This is a genomic window from Mycobacterium hainanense, assembly GCF_041890355.1.
GTDB classification, from domain to species: domain Bacteria; phylum Actinomycetota; class Actinomycetes; order Mycobacteriales; family Mycobacteriaceae; genus Mycobacterium; species Mycobacterium hainanense.
Window position 1 is genome coordinate 3,894,572 of the sequence record NZ_CP169059.1, and the last position, 15,187, is coordinate 3,909,758.

A 15,187-nucleotide genomic window follows, 5' to 3' on the forward strand; every position below is an offset into this window, starting at 1 on the left:
GGCCTGTGTGGCTTACGGGGCGTTTCGCCGAAGCTCCGCGAGCCGGCGGCCAAGACTGGTCGATCACGCCTAACCTGTTGGTCGTGAGCATGACATCCGTTCGACACGCGGAGCCTACGCTGGGCACCTTGAGACGAGTCGGCGCCTACGCCGTTGGCCGGCTGCTGGGGATGCGCCCGGCGACGACGGACTACACCGTCGAACGCGTGCGGGTGCCCATGCGCGACGGCGTCCAGCTGGTTGCCGATCATTACGCGCCGGCGACCGTGTCGTCCGCCGGCACCGTGCTGGCCCGGGGGCCCTACGGGCGTGGCCTGCCGTTCTCGCTGCTGTTCGGGACGCTGTACGCCAGCCGCGGCTACCACGTCGTGCTGCAGAGCGTCCGCGGCACGTTCGGGTCGGGCGGGGATTTCGAGCCGATGGCCAACGAGGCCGCGGACGGCGCCGACACCGTGGCCTGGCTCCGCGAGCAGCCCTGGTTCACCGGCAGCTTCGCCACCGTCGGCCTGTCCTACCTCGGGTTCACCCAGTGGGCGCTGTTGACCGATCCCCCGCCGGAGCTGGCCGCCGCCGTCATCACTGTGGGGCCGCACGATTTCAATGAATCCGTCTGGGGCACCGGCTCGTTCGCCATCAACGACTTCCTGGGCTGGAGCGACATGGTGGCCCACCAGGAGGATCCGGTAAGGGCGCGGTCCGCGCTGCGCCAGCTGCAGAACCGTAGCAGGGTGGCGCAGGCGGCTCTTGGACTCCCGGTCGGCGACACCGCCCGCGCGCTGCTCGGGGCGGGCGCGCCGTGGTTCGAGTCGTGGGTCGAGCACACCGACCCCGGTGATCCGTTCTGGGACGCGCTGCGCTGCGGCAACGCCCTGGACCGGGTCGACGCGCCCGTGCTGCTGATCGGCGGTTGGCAGGACGTCTTCGTCAGGCAGACGCTGCAGCAGTACGCGCATCTGCGCCGCCGGGGCGTCGACGTCGCGCTCACCATGGGCCCCTGGACGCACGGTCAGGTGCTCACCACCGGGCTGAGCACCTGCATGCGGGATTCGCTGGACTGGCTGGACACCCACCTGGGCGGCGCGCCCGCGGCCAGACCCAGCCGGGTGCGGGTCTGCGTCACCGGGCAGGGCTGGCGCCACGTGGCCGACTGGCCGCCGGCCACCACCGAACGCGCGCTGTACCTACGGCCGGGCGGCCACCTCGGCGAGACGGCGCCGACGGACCTGACGCGGCTGGCGCCGGCGACCTTCCGCTACGACCCCGCCGACCCGACACCCACCACGGGCGGCCCGTTGCTGTCGCCGAACGGCGGCTACCGCGACGACAGCCGGCTCGCCGCGCGCGACGACGTGCTGGCCTTCACCAGCCTCACCCTCACCCACGACCTGTGCGTCTACGGGAGCCCGGTGGTCGAGCTGGCGCACGGCGCGGACATTCCCCACGTCGACCTGTTCGTCCGGGTCAGCGAGGTCGACGCCAAGGGCCGATCGAAAAATGTCAGCGACGGCTACCGGCGGTTGGCGGCCGCCGCCAAGAACTCGAAGAAAACCGTCCGCATCGAGCTCGACGGCACCGCCCACCGCTTCCGCGCCGGCTCACGCATCCGGGTGCTGATCGCCGGCAGCTGGTTCCCCCGCTATGCGCGCAACCTGGGCACCGACGAACCGATCCTGACAGGCCGGCAGTCCAAGCCGGCCACCCACACCGTGCGCTACGGGCGTTCCCGTCTGCTGCTGCCCGTCGGCCCGCTCGACCTGTCAGCCAACGGCGCGGCGGACGCGGGCGGCCACCTCGGCTAGCGCGTCGTCGTCATGAACGGGCGCCGCGAGCGGGGCCCGCACGGGCAGCTCCACCCAGCTTTTGCAGCCGCCGTAGTCGGGTGTGCGGAGGACGTCCACCGGCTCGGCCAGCGGCTGCACCGACACCACCAGCACGGCCAGCTTGTGCTTCGGGCGGAAGTCCAGCCGGTCGGCGCGCACCGAGTCGGCGGTCCAGATGTGCAGGTCCTCGATCGCGGGCAGGCCGTCGGGCCGGTCAACGGGCACGGCCGCAACGACTTTCGCCGCCGCCCGGATCACCAGACGCTCCCCGTTGCTGTCCGCGGCGGCCGCCGCCAGCAGGTCGCGATGCTCGGGCCGGACCCGCTCGGCGTGGCTGTGCGCGACCGTCGGGAACAGCAGGAACTCGTCGGCGGCCAGCTCGAAGCGCTTCTCCCCGATGCCGCCCTTGCGCAGCAGCACCTGCTGCCGCCCGTCCAGCAGGGCATGCACCGCCGCGCTCCACTCCTTGAGCGCGGGCATGGTGGCGGTGAGCGTCATTGCGCCCCGGCCAGCCGGGCGATTACTTCGGGCCGGCGCAGCGGCGGGACGGTCTTGGGTGGCTGACGCCGCGGGGGCAACGCCGCCAGCAACCGCGTGGTCGTCTCGGTGACCTCCGCGACGGCGGCTTCGAAGGCCTCGGTGTTGGCCGCGTTGGGACGGGTGATGCCGCTGACCTTGCGCACGTACTGGCGGGCCGCCGCCGCGATCTCCTCGGGCGTGGCCGCCGGCTGCAGGCCCCGCAGCTCGGTGATGTTCCGGCACATGCCTCAACGATAGGCGCGGCCGGCGACCCTTTACGGTGAACTCATGACCGACGACATCCTGCTGATCGAGACCGACGAGCGGGTGCGCACCCTGACCCTCAACCGGCCGCAGTCCCGCAACGCGCTGTCCTCGGCGCTGCGGGACCAGTTCTTCGGGGCCCTGGCCGACGCGGAAACCGACGGCGACGTCGATGTCATCATCGTCACCGGCACCGACCCGGTGTTCTGCGCGGGGCTGGACCTCAAGGAGCTGGGCGGTTCCTCGGCGCTTCCGGACATCTCCCCGCGGTGGCCACCGCTGAGCAAGCCGGTCATCGGTGCGATCAACGGCGCCGCGGTGACCGGCGGGCTGGAGCTGGCGCTCTACTGTGACATCCTGATCGCCTCGGAGAACGCCCGGTTCGCCGACACGCACGCCCGGGTGGGCCTGCTGCCCACCTGGGGGCTGAGCGTGCGGCTGCCGCAGAAGGTGGGCGTCGGGCTGGCCCGGCGGATGAGCATGACCGGGGACTACCTGTCGGCGGCCGACGCGCTGCGCGCCGGCCTGGTGACCGAGGTGGTGCCGCACGAAGCGCTGTTGAGCACCGCCCGCGCCGTGGCGGCGTCGATCGTCGGGAACAACCAGGACGCGGTGCGCGCGCTGCTGGCGTCCTATCACCGGATCGACGACGCGCAGACCAGCGCGGGCCTGTGGCAGGAAGCGATGGCGGCCCGCCAGTTCCGCACCAGCGGGGACGACATCGCCGCCAACCGCGAGGCGGTGCTGCAGCGCGGGCGGGCCCAGGTCCGCTAGCAACTGGCCGGCATTAAGCCTGGTCACAGCGGTTAGCTCGGTTCTGATCGCCGCTGGTTTATGGGTGAACTGAGGCCAACCCATACGATCAGCTGATGCGTGTGGTCGTCGATGTCACCGGGAGGGCCCTGGTGGGCGCTCTGGCGCTCGCGTGCGCGATCGCGGGGCCCGCGGCGCCGCGCGCGGCCGCGCAGCCACCGCCGGGCTTTCCCAGCCTGGACGGTTTCGCGCTGGTCCCGGCGGACGGCTACCTGGCCAGCTCCGGGCCGGGCACACCGCCGCGGATCAGTTTCTCCACCCCCTACTCGCTGGCGTGTGACTTCTACGGCGGACCGGCGCCCGCGCCGCAGCCGTCACAGGACATCAAGTGCAAGGGCGACATGCCCGGGATCGACGACGTGCCCGTGCTCGGTGGGCGCCCGCACCCCGGCGACTGCCTGGTCGGTTCCGCCGAGTTCAAGGGTCCCGGCTACCAGTTGAGCCGCATGTCCTCCGGCGGCTGCGACGGCAGCAACGCGGCCCTGTCGCCGGGCGGCAAGTTGTTGGGAGCCGGTCAGAAGCTGACGTACCTCAACGTCACGTGCGCCGTCGGCGCCGACAACCTGGTGGCCTGCCTGGACACCACCAGCGGCGACCACGGGTTCGTGCTGCAGCGCTCGGGCAGCTGGGCGTTCTAGCCCGCTCGGCGACGCAGCAGCTCACGCCGCGAGGTGCGGTGGGGGCACCTCCCGCTTGCGGGGGGAGTCGGGCAATCAGCCCAGGGCGCTGCGCAGCGAGGCCACCGCGTCGTCGATCGGACCGCTCGTCGAATAGCCGGCAGCCAGCCGGTGGCCGCCACCGCCGAACGCGGACGCCACCGCCGCCAGGTCCACCTCGGACTTGGCCCGCATCGACACCGACCACTGCTGCGGGTCGACCTCCTTGAACACCGCGGCCACCTCCGCCTGCTGCGTGGTGCGCACGATGTCGACGATGCTCTCGACTTCTTCGGGGCGCGAACTGACCCAATCCTGGTGTCGGACCACCGCATACACCAACCCGCGACCGCCGGCGGCGTCGGGCAGCAGGTGCGCGGAGCCCAGCACGCGGGAGAGCAGCGGCAACCAGTCGAAGGGGTGGCTGTCCATCAGCGTCCGACTGATCGCCGCGTTGTCGACGCCCGCCTCGACCAGCCGGGCGGCGAGCCGAAGGGCGCGGGCGGTGGCCCAGCGGAAGGACCCCGTGTCGGTGGTCAGCCCGGCGTAGATGCAGTGCGCGACGTCCGGGTCGATCGGCTTGCCCCACGCGTCGAGGATGTCGGCGATGAGCATCGTGGTCGAATCCGCCGACACGTCAACGAAGTTCGCGGTCCCGAACAGCTCGTTGGAGGCGTGGTGGTCGATCACCAGCGACTCGCGGCCCGGACCGGCCAGATCGCTCAGCGCGCCGAGCCGCTTGACGCTCGGAACGTCCACGGTGACAACCAAATCGACGTCGCGCCGCATCGCGTCCGCGCCGACCAGCAATCCGCAGCCGGGCAGCGACGACAGCGACTCGGGGAGCGTCGCCGGCTCGGCGAAACCGACCTCGACGCTCTTGCCGCACTTGTCCAGCACCAAGGCCAGCGCCAGCCCGGCGCCGATGGTGTCGGCGTCGGGGTGGACATGGGCGACCACCGCGATAGTTTCGGCGGCGGAAAGCAATTCGACCGCACCCCGGGCGTCGACCCGTGTCCCGGCTCCCGCGGCGCGGGACAGCTCAGTCTTCGCGTCGGTCGTCGTCACCGGTGTCCTCGTCGCTTGTCCCGCTGGGACGGTATGGATCGGCATCCCCGGCCGGTTTGGCCCCCGAGCGGACGCGCGCCAGGTCGGCATCCGCGGCGCGGGCGCGCGCCAGCAACTCGTCCATCCGCTGCACGGTGTCCAACGTGGTGTCGCGGTTGAAGGTCAGGGTCGGCGTGAAGCGCACGCCGGTGCCCGCCCCGACCATGGTGCGCAGCGCGCCCTTGGCCCGCTCCAGGGCGGCCGCCGCGGCGGCATAGTCCGGCTCGTCGTCCAGGGTGCGGCCCATCACGGTGTAGAACACCGTCGCATCGTGCAGGTCGGCGGTGACCTTCGTGTCGACGATGGTCACCCCGTCCAGCCCCGGATCCTTGATCTCGAACTCGATCGCCGAGGCGACGATCGCATTGATGCGTTTGGCCAGTCGCCGCGCCCGGGCGGGGTCGGCCATTAAGTGCGCTCCTTTTGGACGAGCTCGTAGGACTCGATGATGTCGCCTTCCTTGATGTCGGAGTAGCCCAGCGTCATACCGCACTCGAAGCCCTCGCGGACCTCGGTCACGTCGTCCTTCTCCCGGCGCAGCGAGGTGATCGTCAGGTTGTCGGCGACCACGATGTTGTCCCGCAACAGCCGGGCCTTGGCGTTGCGGCGCACCACGCCCGAGCTGATCATGCAGCCGGCGATGACGCCCACCTTCGAGGACCGGAAGATCGCGCGAATCTCGGCGCGACCCAGCTGGTTCTCCTCGTAGATCGGCTTGAGCATGCCGCGCAGGGCCTTCTCGATGTCGTCGATCGCCTGGTAGATCACCGAGTAGTAGCGGATCTCGACGCCCTCGCGGTTGGCCAGCTCCGTAGCCTTCCCTTCGGCGCGCACGTTGAAGCCGATGATCACCGCATCCGACGCCGACGCCAGGTTGACGTTGGTTTCGGTGATGCCACCGACGCCGCGGTCGATCACGCGCAGCATCACCTCGTCGTCGACCTGGATGCCCATCAGGGCCTCCTCGAGGGCCTCGACTGTACCGGCGTTGTCGCCCTTGAGGATCAGGTTCAGCTGACTGGTTTCCTTCAGCGCCGAGTCCAGGTCCTCCAGGCTGATGCGCTTGCGGGACCGGGCCGCCAGCGCGTTGCGCTTGCGGGCGCTGCGCCGGTCGGCGATCTGGCGGGCGATGCGGTCCTCGTCGACGACGAGGAAGTTGTCGCCGGCGCCCGGCACCGAGGTGAAGCCGATGACCTGCACCGGCCGCGACGGCAGCGCCTCCTCGACATCGTCGCCGTGCTCGTCGACCATGCGGCGGACGCGACCGTAGGCGTCGCCGGCCACCACCGAGTCGCCGACACGCAGCGTGCCGCGCTGCACCAGCACCGTGGCAACGGGTCCGCGGCCGCGGTCCAGGTGCGCCTCGATCGCCACACCCTGGGCCTCCATGTCGGGGTTGGCCCGCAGGTCCAGGGCGGCGTCGGCGGTCAGCAGCACCGCCTCCTCGAGTGCGGAGATGTTGGTGCCTTCCTTCGCCGAGATGTCGACGAACATCGTGTCGCCGCCGAATTCCTCTGGCACCAGCCCGTATTCGGTGAGCTGCCCGCGGATCTTGGCCGGGTCGGCGCCCTCCTTGTCGATCTTGTTGACCGCCACCACGATTGGCACGTCGGCCGCCTGCGCGTGGTTGATGGCCTCCACCGTCTGCGGCATCACGCCGTCGTCGGCGGCAACCACCAGGATCGCGATGTCGGTGGCCTTCGCCCCGCGGGCACGCATGGCGGTGAACGCCTCGTGACCCGGGGTGTCGATGAAGGTGATCAGCCGCTCGTTGCCGTCGAGGTCGACGGAGACCTGGTACGCGCCGATGTGCTGGGTGATGCCACCCGCCTCGGCCTCGCGCACGCTGGCGTTCCGAATCGTGTCCAGCAACCGCGTCTTACCGTGGTCGACGTGACCCATCACGGTCACCACCGGCGGCCGGGTCTGCAGGTCTTCCTCGGTGCCCTCGTCCTCGCCGTAGGTCAAGTCGAACGACTCCAGCAGCTCGCGGTCCTCGTCCTCCGGGCTGACGACCTGGACGACGTAGTTCATCTCGCTGCCCAACAGCTCGAGCGTCTCGTCACCGACCGACTGGGTGGCCGTCACCATCTCACCGAGGTTGAACAACGCCTGCACCAGCGAGGCCGGGTTGGCGTTGATCTTGTCGGCGAAGTCGGAGAGCGACGCGCCGCGGGCCAGCCGGATCGTCTCGCCATTGCCGTGCGGCAACCGCACGCCGCCGACGACCGGCGCCTGCATGTTCTCGTACTCGGCGCGTTTTGCCCTCTTGGACTTGCGGCCGCGCCGCGGCGCACCGCCGGGACGGCCGAACGCGCCGGCCGCGCCGCCGCGCTGACCAGGGCGGCCACCGCCACCACCGCCACCGGGACGGCCCCGAAAACCTCCCGCACCGCCGCCGCCACCGGGCGGCGCGCCAACTCCACCACCGCCGCGGTAGTTGCCGCCGCCACCGTCACGACCGCCGGGCCCGCCGGGCCGTCCACCACCGGGCCGCGGGGCACCGGGCCGCGCCGGGCGACCCTGACCAGCGGCGCCGCCGGGGCGGGGCGGCATGTTGCCGGGCGAAGCGCCGGGACGCGGCGCGCCGGGCCGGGGCGCCCCGGGACGGGGCACCGGGCGCGGGATCGGCCGGTCGACGGGCTGCGCGGACGAGAAGGGGTTGTTGCCGACGCGCGGGGTGCGCACACCGGGCTTGGGCGCCGGACCGGGGCGTGGACCCGGCGTCATGCCGGGTTGCGGTCCGGGCTGGCCGGTCGGCTGGCCGGGCGCGGGCGGCTTCGGCTGCCCGGGCTGCCCGGGCTGTCCCGGTGTGGGCCGGCCGGGCACGGGGCCGGGACGCGCCGGCGCTTCCGTGGGCGCGGCCGGGGCGGCCTGCGCCGTCGCCGCCGTCGCTGCGGCGGCAGCCTCGCCATTGCCGATGGCCTTGTCGAGGGCCTGGTCGAGCGATTTGTCCGGCCCCTTGACGGGAGCCTTGGCGGCCGGCTTGGCCGCAGTCTTCTGGGGAGCCGCCCTGCCGCCCCCGAAGGATTCGCGCAGTCGACGAGCGACCGGCGCTTCCACCGTTGACGATGCGGATTTTACGAATTCGCCCTGTTCATTCAGCCGGGCGAGAACTTCCTTGCTGGTAACACCGAGTTCCTTAGCCAACTCGTGTACGCGGGCCTTACCTGCCACTACATCTCCTGTCTATGAGGCGACAGTCGTAGGGCCGCGCCTCGGGTTTAGCTATGACGCATGGTCATCGGGACTTCACGGTGTGCTCATGTTCTTTGCTGCCTCTTCTGTTGCTGCCGAGACGATCGGGCGCGCCTAGAGACTCTAGGTGCTCGACCACCGCGGACACGTCCGGGGAACCGGCGATGCGCAGCGCTCGGGTGAAAGCCCGTCGCCGAATCGCCTGTTGCACGCACTGCGCTACGGGATGCAGCCACGCACCCCGCCCCGGCAGGCTACTCCTAATGTCAACGATCACGGCATATTCGCCGTTCCCGCGCGACACAGCCACTACGCGAAGCAGTTCGACGACCAACTCTCGCTTCCGGCACCCGACGCACGTCCGGACTGGTCCGTCCACACGCCTGTGCGCCCTTTCGGGATCGGGGGCCGAAGGCTCACGCTGGATCACGGCTCAGTCTAGCGTCACTTACCCGATCGTCAGAACCGCCCGACGGTGCTGGGCGCTCTCGCCCGACGCCGCGGTGGCGGGCGGGGTTGCTGCGCTAACGCTCGTGCGCCACCGGACGGGTGGCGCCGTGTTCGGGGTGGGCCTGCGAATGCGCCTCGGAACCGCCCGGCGTATCGCCGCGGATGTCGATGCGCCACCCGGTGAGCCGGGCGGCCAACCGCGCGTTCTGACCCTCCTTGCCGATGGCCAGCGACAGCTGGAAATCGGGCACCACAACGCGGGCGGCCCGCGCGTTCTGGTCGATGATCGACACGGAGACCACCTTGGCGGGTGACAACGCGTTGGCGACGAACCGCGACGGGTCCTCGTCGTAGTCGATGATGTCGATCTTCTCGCCGGACAGCTCGCTCATCACGTTGCGCACCCGCTGGCCCATCGGGCCGATGCAGGCCCCCTTCGCGTTCAGGCCGGCAACGTTGGACTTCACCGCGATCTTGGAGCGATGGCCGGCCTCGCGGGCCACCGCGACGATCTCGACCGAGCCGTCGGCGATCTCGGGAACCTCCAGGGAGAAGAGCTTGCGCACCAGATTGGGATGCGTCCGCGACAGCGTGATCATCGGCTCCCGGGCGCCGCGGGTCACGCCGATCACGTAGCAACGCACCCGGTTGCCGTGTTCGTAGCTTTCGCCGGGGACCTGTTCGGCCGCCGGGATGACGCCCTCGGAGGCCTTGGTCTCGGTGCCCATCCGCACCACCACCAGGCCGCGGGCGTTGGCGCGGCTGTCCCGCTGGATGACGCCCGCGACGATCTCCCCCTCGCGGGTGGAGAACTCGCCGTAGGTGCGCTCGTTCTCCGCGTCCCGGAACCGCTGCAGCATGACCTGCCGCGCGGTGGTCGCCGCGATGCGCCCGAAACCCTCGGGGGTGTCGTCCCATTCGCTGATGACGTTGCCGTCCTCATCGGTCTCGCGGGCGACGACCTTCACGACACCGGTCTTGCGGTCGATCTCGATGCGCGCGTCGGTCTGATGGCCCTCGGTGTGCCGGTAGGCGGTCAGCAGCGCCGACTTGATCGTCTCGAGTAGCTCGTTGACCGAGATGCCCCGATCCACCTCGATGGCATGCAGCGCCGCCATGTCGATATTCATGTTCCGGCCTCCGTCCTGTCGGCCTGGCCCGCCAGGTCGAGCTCCGCCTGGGCTGGGGGCGAAAACTCCACCTGCACAACGGCTTTGGCAATATCGGCGAGCCGAATGTCGCGCACCCGGTAGTCACGGCCCTCGCGGACCACCAGCGCGACGGCGTCATCTTGGGTCTCGCCGACGCGACCCGTCAGCCGCGAACCGTCCGACAGGACGACCTCGACCTTCCGGCCGCGGGCCCGGCGGAAGTGTTTCGCACTGGTCAGCGGGCGGTCCACGCCCGGCGAGCTCACCTCGAGCACGTAGGAGTCCGCGATGCCGTCCACGCCGTCCAGCAAAGTCGACGCAGAGCGCGACAGCATCGCGATGGTGTCCAGGTCGAGGGCCTTGTCGCCGTCGGCGACCACCATGATCCGCGGCGGCCGCGTCCGGGCGTCGATGACCACGTCTTCGATCTCGTATCCCGCGCGCGCGAACTCATCACCGAGTAGCTCGATCACCTGCGTCTGCGAAGGTAGCCCGGTGGTCACGGCGAGCTCCTCATCTTGAGTTGTCCGGTCAGCTGGAGGGTGTCGCCGCCCCGTGGCTTGCGGGCGGCTCCAGTGTCCTGGCGGAACGGGAGGGCTTCCGTTCCGCGAGAGCCAGCTATCAACGATACGCCAGGAATCGCCTCTGACGACCGGATCGCGCCTGGCTTCATACCCGCCTTCGCACCGATGGCAGGATGTGTTTGTGTCTAGCGCAGTTCCCCCCGTCAACCGGCGGGGTGTGCTCGCCGGCGGCGTGGCTCTGGCTGCGCTCGGGGTGGTCGCCTCCGCCTGCGGCGAGTCCCCGCCCAAGCCCCCGGCCGTCGAAGAGCTGCTGGGGCCGTTGGACCAGGCCCGCAAGGACAGCGCGCTGGCCGGTGCCGCCGCCGCGGCCATCGGCAACCCACCGCAGATTGCTGCCGCGCTCGCGGTGGTGGCGAATCAACGCGCCGCGCACGCCCGCGCGCTGTCGACGGAGATTTCGCGGGCGGCCGGCAAGATCACCAGCTCGTCGACCAGCGAGACGACGAGCCCCAGCCCGACCCCGGCCGAGCCGCCGGGGCCGCCGCCGCCCCCGCCCCCGGTGTCCGACGTGATCAACGCCCTTCGGGCGTCGGCCGACAGCGCCAGCCGCCTGGTGGCGGGGGAATCGGGCTACCGGGCCGGGCTGCTGGCGTCGATCATCGCGTCTTGCACGGCGTCGTACACGGTCGCCCTGGTGCCCGGGGGCCCGTCGATATGAGCTCCGGCAAGGACGCCGACAACGCGGCGCTGTGCGACGCGCTGGCCATCGAACACTCGACGATTTACGGCTACGGCATGGTCTCGGCGCTGTCGCCGCCCAGCGTGAACGGCATGGTGGTGGAGGCCCTGTTGCAGCACCGCCAGCGCCGCGACGACGTGATCGCGATGCTGACCGCCCGCAAGGTCAACGCGCCGGTCGCCGCCCCCGGCTACCAGCTGCCGATGCTGATCGGCAGCGCGGCGGACGCGGCCCGCCTGGCCGCCCGGATGGAGAATGACTGCGCGTCGGCATGGCGGGTGGTGATCGAGCACGCCGAGACGGCCGAGGACCGTGCGTTCTCCTCGACGGCCCTGACGCAGAGCGCCGTGATGGCCGCCCGCTGGAACCGCGTGCTGGGCGCGTGGCCCATCACGACGAGCTTCCCGGGCGGAAACGACTAGGGCCGCAGAGGGTTTCGCTCTACCCGCTCAGCGCGGCGGCGACGTCGGTGGCCAGCGACGGCCCGGTGGCCAGCTCGCGCGTCTGGCCGCCGAAGCGGTCACGCAGCTCGACGACGCCGTTGCCCCAGCCGCGGCCCACCACCAGGATCCACGGCACCCCCAGCAACTCGGCGTCCTTGAACTTCACCCCGGGGGACGCCTGCCGGTCGTCGAGTAGCACCTCGACGCCCAACCGGTCGAGGTCGGCGGCCAGCTCGCTGGCCCCGGTGCGCGCGTCCGCGTCCTTGTTGGCGATGACCAGGTGCACGTCGAACGGCGAGACCTCCGCGGGCCAGCGCAGGCCCAGCTCGTCGTGGTGCTGCTCGGCGATCACCGCCACCATCCGCGACACCCCGAAGCCGTAGGACCCCATGGTCAGCCGCACCGGCTTGCCGTCCTCACCGAGCACGTCGGCGCTGAAGGCGTCCGTGTATTTGCGCCCGAGCTGGAAGATGTGCGCGACCTCGATCCCGCGCGCCGAGACCAGCGGGCCGGCGCCGTCCGGAGACGGATCGCCGTCGCGCACCTCGGCGGCCTCGATGGTGCCGTCGGCGGTGAAATCGCGGCCAGCCACCAGGCCGACGACGTGCCGGCCGGGCTCGTCGGCCCCGGTGATCCAGCTGGTGCCGTCCACCACCCTCGGGTCGACGAGGTAGCGGACGTCGTTGTCCCGCAGCGCTTTCGGACCGATGTAGCCCTTCACCAGGAACGGGTACTTGGCGAAATCGGTGTCGTCGAGCAAGGAGTATTCGGCCGGCTCCAGCGCCGCGCTCAGCCTCTTGTCGTCGATCTCACGATCGCCGGGCAGCCCGATGGCCAGCAGCTCCGGATCCCCGCCCGGCTGCCGCACCTTGAGCAAGACGTTCTTCAGCGTGTCGGCCGCGGTGACGGTGCGGCCGAGGTCGGCGGCGTTGGCCCAGTCCACCAGCGTGGCGATCGTCGGGGTGTCACCGGTGTCGTAAACCACCGGCTCCGGCAACCCATCGATGGGCCTGGCTTCTGGGCGGGCGGTGACGACGGCCTCGACGTTGGCCGCGTACCCCGACTCCAGGCAGCGCACGAAGGTGTCTTCGCCGACCGGGCTCTCGGCCAGGAACTCCTCGGAGGCGCTGCCGCCCATCGCCCCCGAGACCGCGGAGACGATCACGTACCCCACCCGGAGCCGGTTAAGGATGCGCTGATAGGCCTCCCGGTGCGCGTGGTAGGCGGCCTTGAGCCCGTCGTCGTCGATGTCGAAGGAGTACGAGTCCTTCATCACGAACTCGCGCACCCGCAGGATCCCGGCCCGCGGCCGCGCCTCGTCGCGGTACTTGTTCTGGATTTGGTAGAGCAGCACCGGGAAGTCTTTGTAGGAGCTGTATTCACCCTTGACGGTCAGGGTGAACACCTCTTCGTGCGTCGGCCCGAGCAGGTAGTCGTTGCCGCGGCGGTCCTTGAGCCGGAACACGCCGTCGCCGTATTCGGTCCACCGGTTCGTCGTCTCGTACGGCGCGCGGGGCAGCAGGGCGGGGAACAGAATCTCCTGCCCGCCGATCGCGTCCATCTCCTCGCGGACGACGCGCTCGATCCGGCGCAGCACCCGCAGGCCGAGCGGCAGCCAGCTGTACAGCCCGGGCGCGACGGGCCGGATGTAGCCGGCCCGGATCAGCAGTTTGTGGCTGGGCACTTCGGCGTCAGCGGGATCGTCGCGCAACGTGCGCACAAAGAGCTCGGACATCCGGGTGATCACAGCGGGCCAGCCTAACTTGTCAGGGGTGGGCGCCTGGCAGCTGAGGACCCATGCCGGGCGCCGCGGATTTGATATCGCCCGCGCTATCGAATCCGGCGCAAGGACATTGGCATTGGCCGCCGTCGGCGGCGCGCCGCCCTACAGCTCGCCGGCGTCGATCGCTTCCTTGACCTCTTGCGCGTGGGCGACCTGCTCCGGCGTGTAGCCGATCAGCAGCGCCGCACCGCCGACGATGACGGCCACCCCGGCCACCCATAGCAGGCCGTAGGTATAGCCCTGGTCGAGCGCGTGCAGCTGGAGGTCGTTCATGACCTTCACCGGGCCGGTGGTGCCGCCCAGGTACAACGTGCGGGAGGTGATGACGGCCTGGATGACCGCCAGCACCAGGGGGCCGCCGAGGCTCTGCAGCATCAACGCGATCGCCGACACCGGGCCGATCTGGTCGAAGCCGACGCCGGCGATGGCCGACAGCGTCAGCGGGACGACGCAGATGCCGATGCCGATGCCGCCGACGATGATGGGCAGGACCAGGTTGGGGAAGTAGGGCACGCCGCGGTGCATGAAGCCCCAGCCGTAGAGCATCGCCCAGAACAGCAGGAGGCCGCCGCCGATGGTCAGCACCCGGGGCGAGAACCGCGACACGAGTTGCGACGAGACGCCAAGGCCAATCCCCATCGCGATGACGAACGGGATGAAGCCGACACCGGCGCGCAACGCGCTGTAGCCGAGGATGTCCTGGACGTACAGGCCGATGCACACGGTGAGGCTGAACATCAGGCCGCCCGCCAGGAAGATCGCGGCGAAGGTGACCAGTCGGTTGCGGTCGCGGAACAGGTCGAATGGGACGACGGGGTTTTCGGCGGTGCGCTCGACGATGATGAAGGCGAGCCCGGCGGCCAGGGCGACCACTCCGGAGCCGATGGTGGTGAACGACACCCAGCCCTTCTCCGGGCCCATCGAGAAGGCGTAGACGGCCGCGGTGCACGCCAGCGTGGCCAGCATGGCGCCGGTGGCGTCGAGTTTCATCCGCTCGCGGTTGGTCTCGCGCAGCGCGGTGCGGGCCAGGTAGATCATCACCAGCCCGATCGGCACATTCACCAGGAACGCCAGCCGCCAGGAAACCTCGGTCAGCGCCCCACCGACGACCAGGCCCATCACGGAGCCGATGGCGGTCATGGCGGCGAACACCGCCGTCGCGAAGTTACGGGCCGGGCCCTTGGGGAACGTGGTCGCGACCAGCGCCAGCCCGGTCGGCGAGGCGATGGCGGACCCGACACCTTGGGAGAGCCGCGCGATGACCATGGTCGCCTCGTCCCAGGCGACCGCGCACAGGACCGAAGAGATGGTGAACAGTGCGACGCCGACGATGAAGGTGCGCTTGCGCCCGATGGTGTCGCCCAGCCGGCCGCCCAGCAGCATCAGCCCGCCGAACGTGAGCACGTACGCGGTGATCACCCAGCTGCGGCCCGCGTCGGACAGGCTCAGTTCGTTCTGGATCCTGGGCAGCGCAACGATCGCGACGGTGCTGTCCATGGTCGCCAGCAGCTGCATACCGCCGATGGCGATCACCGCCGCGATGAAGCGGCGGGAAGGCAGCCAGGCCGGGTAGTACTTGCTGATGCGAGTGGAGGCGGTCTCCGCCGGGCGCGAGGAGCGCGCCGGGGCCGGACGATCGGGGCGCGCGGACGTGAAGTTCCGCATCGCGCGCTCGGTTTCGTTGAGGGCCGTCATAAAGGGTTACCTTACAGTAATCTTA

At 70.6% G+C, this 15,187-nt stretch carries 15 protein-coding genes; 5 read left to right on the forward strand and 10 right to left on the reverse strand.

The genetic code is table 11. From position 1 onward, the window contains the following. The first annotated feature begins 83 nt into the window (after window positions 1–83). Window positions 84–1,799 carry a CocE/NonD family hydrolase gene (locus ACEL92_RS18045; RefSeq protein WP_374022068.1) on the forward strand — a complete coding sequence of 572 codons (1,716 nt, stop codon included), beginning with the start codon at window positions 84–86 and terminating at the stop codon, window positions 1,797–1,799. Here the strand turns inward: ACEL92_RS18045 and ACEL92_RS18050 are convergent. Together ACEL92_RS18050 and ACEL92_RS18055 are read right to left on the reverse strand one after the other, a co-directional pair. Beyond that, entirely contained in the window at window positions 1,758–2,318 is a 561-nt protein-coding gene (locus ACEL92_RS18050) for a DUF1802 family protein (RefSeq protein ID WP_374022069.1), read from the reverse strand. The two genes, ACEL92_RS18045 and ACEL92_RS18050, sit on opposite strands and share 42 nt — an antisense overlap. Then, entirely contained in the window at window positions 2,315–2,584 is a 270-nt protein-coding gene (locus tag ACEL92_RS18055; RefSeq protein WP_374022070.1) for a DUF2277 domain-containing protein, read from the reverse strand. The genes ACEL92_RS18050 and ACEL92_RS18055 overlap by 4 nt, the downstream gene beginning before the upstream one ends. Window positions 2,585–2,627: 43 nt before the next feature. Here ACEL92_RS18055 and ACEL92_RS18060 point away from each other — a divergent pair, with 43 nt between their 5' ends. Next, a complete protein-coding gene (locus ACEL92_RS18060; RefSeq protein ID WP_374022071.1) occupies window positions 2,628–3,377 on the forward strand; it encodes an enoyl-CoA hydratase in 750 nt (249 codons plus the stop codon). A gap of 95 nt (window positions 3,378–3,472) precedes the next feature. Continuing rightward, window positions 3,473–4,054, forward strand: coding sequence for a hypothetical protein (locus ACEL92_RS18065; RefSeq protein WP_374022072.1), 582 nt, complete (start codon window positions 3,473–3,475; stop codon window positions 4,052–4,054). A 75-nt stretch (window positions 4,055–4,129) separates the two neighbouring features. Here ACEL92_RS18065 and ACEL92_RS18070 read toward each other — a convergent pair whose 3' ends face one another. From ACEL92_RS18070 to rimP, 6 genes are all read right to left on the reverse strand, one after another. Further along, window positions 4,130–5,140, reverse strand: coding sequence for a bifunctional oligoribonuclease/PAP phosphatase NrnA (locus tag ACEL92_RS18070; protein ID WP_374022073.1), 1,011 nt, complete (start codon window positions 5,138–5,140; stop codon window positions 4,130–4,132). Continuing rightward, window positions 5,115–5,588 carry a 30S ribosome-binding factor RbfA gene (rbfA, locus tag ACEL92_RS18075; protein ID WP_374022074.1) on the reverse strand — a complete coding sequence of 158 codons (474 nt, stop codon included), beginning with the start codon at window positions 5,586–5,588 and terminating at the stop codon, window positions 5,115–5,117. The genes ACEL92_RS18070 and rbfA overlap by 26 nt, the downstream gene beginning before the upstream one ends. Further along, a complete protein-coding gene (gene infB / locus ACEL92_RS18080; RefSeq protein ID WP_374022075.1) occupies window positions 5,588–8,356 on the reverse strand; it encodes a translation initiation factor IF-2 in 2,769 nt (922 codons plus the stop codon). Before infB ends, rbfA begins: the two co-directional genes overlap by 1 nt. A 64-nt stretch (window positions 8,357–8,420) precedes the next feature. Further along, on the reverse strand, window positions 8,421–8,807 hold the full coding sequence (locus tag ACEL92_RS18085; RefSeq protein ID WP_374022076.1) for a YlxR family protein: 387 nt from the start codon (window positions 8,805–8,807) through the stop codon (window positions 8,421–8,423). Window positions 8,808–8,901: 94 nt separating this feature from the next. Beyond that, a complete protein-coding gene (gene nusA / locus ACEL92_RS18090; protein WP_374022077.1) occupies window positions 8,902–9,957 on the reverse strand; it encodes a transcription termination factor NusA in 1,056 nt (351 codons plus the stop codon). After that, window positions 9,954–10,481, reverse strand: a complete 528-nt coding sequence (gene rimP / locus ACEL92_RS18095; protein WP_374022078.1) for a ribosome maturation factor RimP — start codon at window positions 10,479–10,481, stop codon at window positions 9,954–9,956. Before rimP ends, nusA begins: the two co-directional genes overlap by 4 nt. A 202-nt stretch (window positions 10,482–10,683) precedes the next feature. On the opposite strand from rimP, the gene ACEL92_RS18100 reads away from it, so the two are divergent. Both ACEL92_RS18100 and ACEL92_RS18105 read left to right on the forward strand, forming a co-directional pair. Beyond that, on the forward strand, window positions 10,684–11,220 hold the full coding sequence (locus ACEL92_RS18100) for a hypothetical protein (RefSeq protein ID WP_374022079.1): 537 nt from the start codon (window positions 10,684–10,686) through the stop codon (window positions 11,218–11,220). Continuing rightward, complete coding sequence (locus tag ACEL92_RS18105; RefSeq protein ID WP_374022080.1) at window positions 11,217–11,663, forward strand: ferritin-like domain-containing protein; 447 nt, start codon at window positions 11,217–11,219, stop codon at window positions 11,661–11,663. The genes ACEL92_RS18100 and ACEL92_RS18105 overlap by 4 nt, the downstream gene beginning before the upstream one ends. Before the next feature lie 19 nt (window positions 11,664–11,682). On the opposite strand, the gene ACEL92_RS18110 is transcribed toward ACEL92_RS18105, so the two are convergent. Next, complete coding sequence (locus ACEL92_RS18110) at window positions 11,683–13,431, reverse strand: proline--tRNA ligase (RefSeq protein ID WP_374022081.1); 1,749 nt, start codon at window positions 13,429–13,431, stop codon at window positions 11,683–11,685. Between the two features lie 138 nt (window positions 13,432–13,569). Further along, window positions 13,570–15,162, reverse strand: a complete 1,593-nt coding sequence (locus ACEL92_RS18115; protein ID WP_374022082.1) for an MFS transporter — start codon at window positions 15,160–15,162, stop codon at window positions 13,570–13,572. Window positions 15,163–15,187 lie beyond the last annotated feature (25 nt).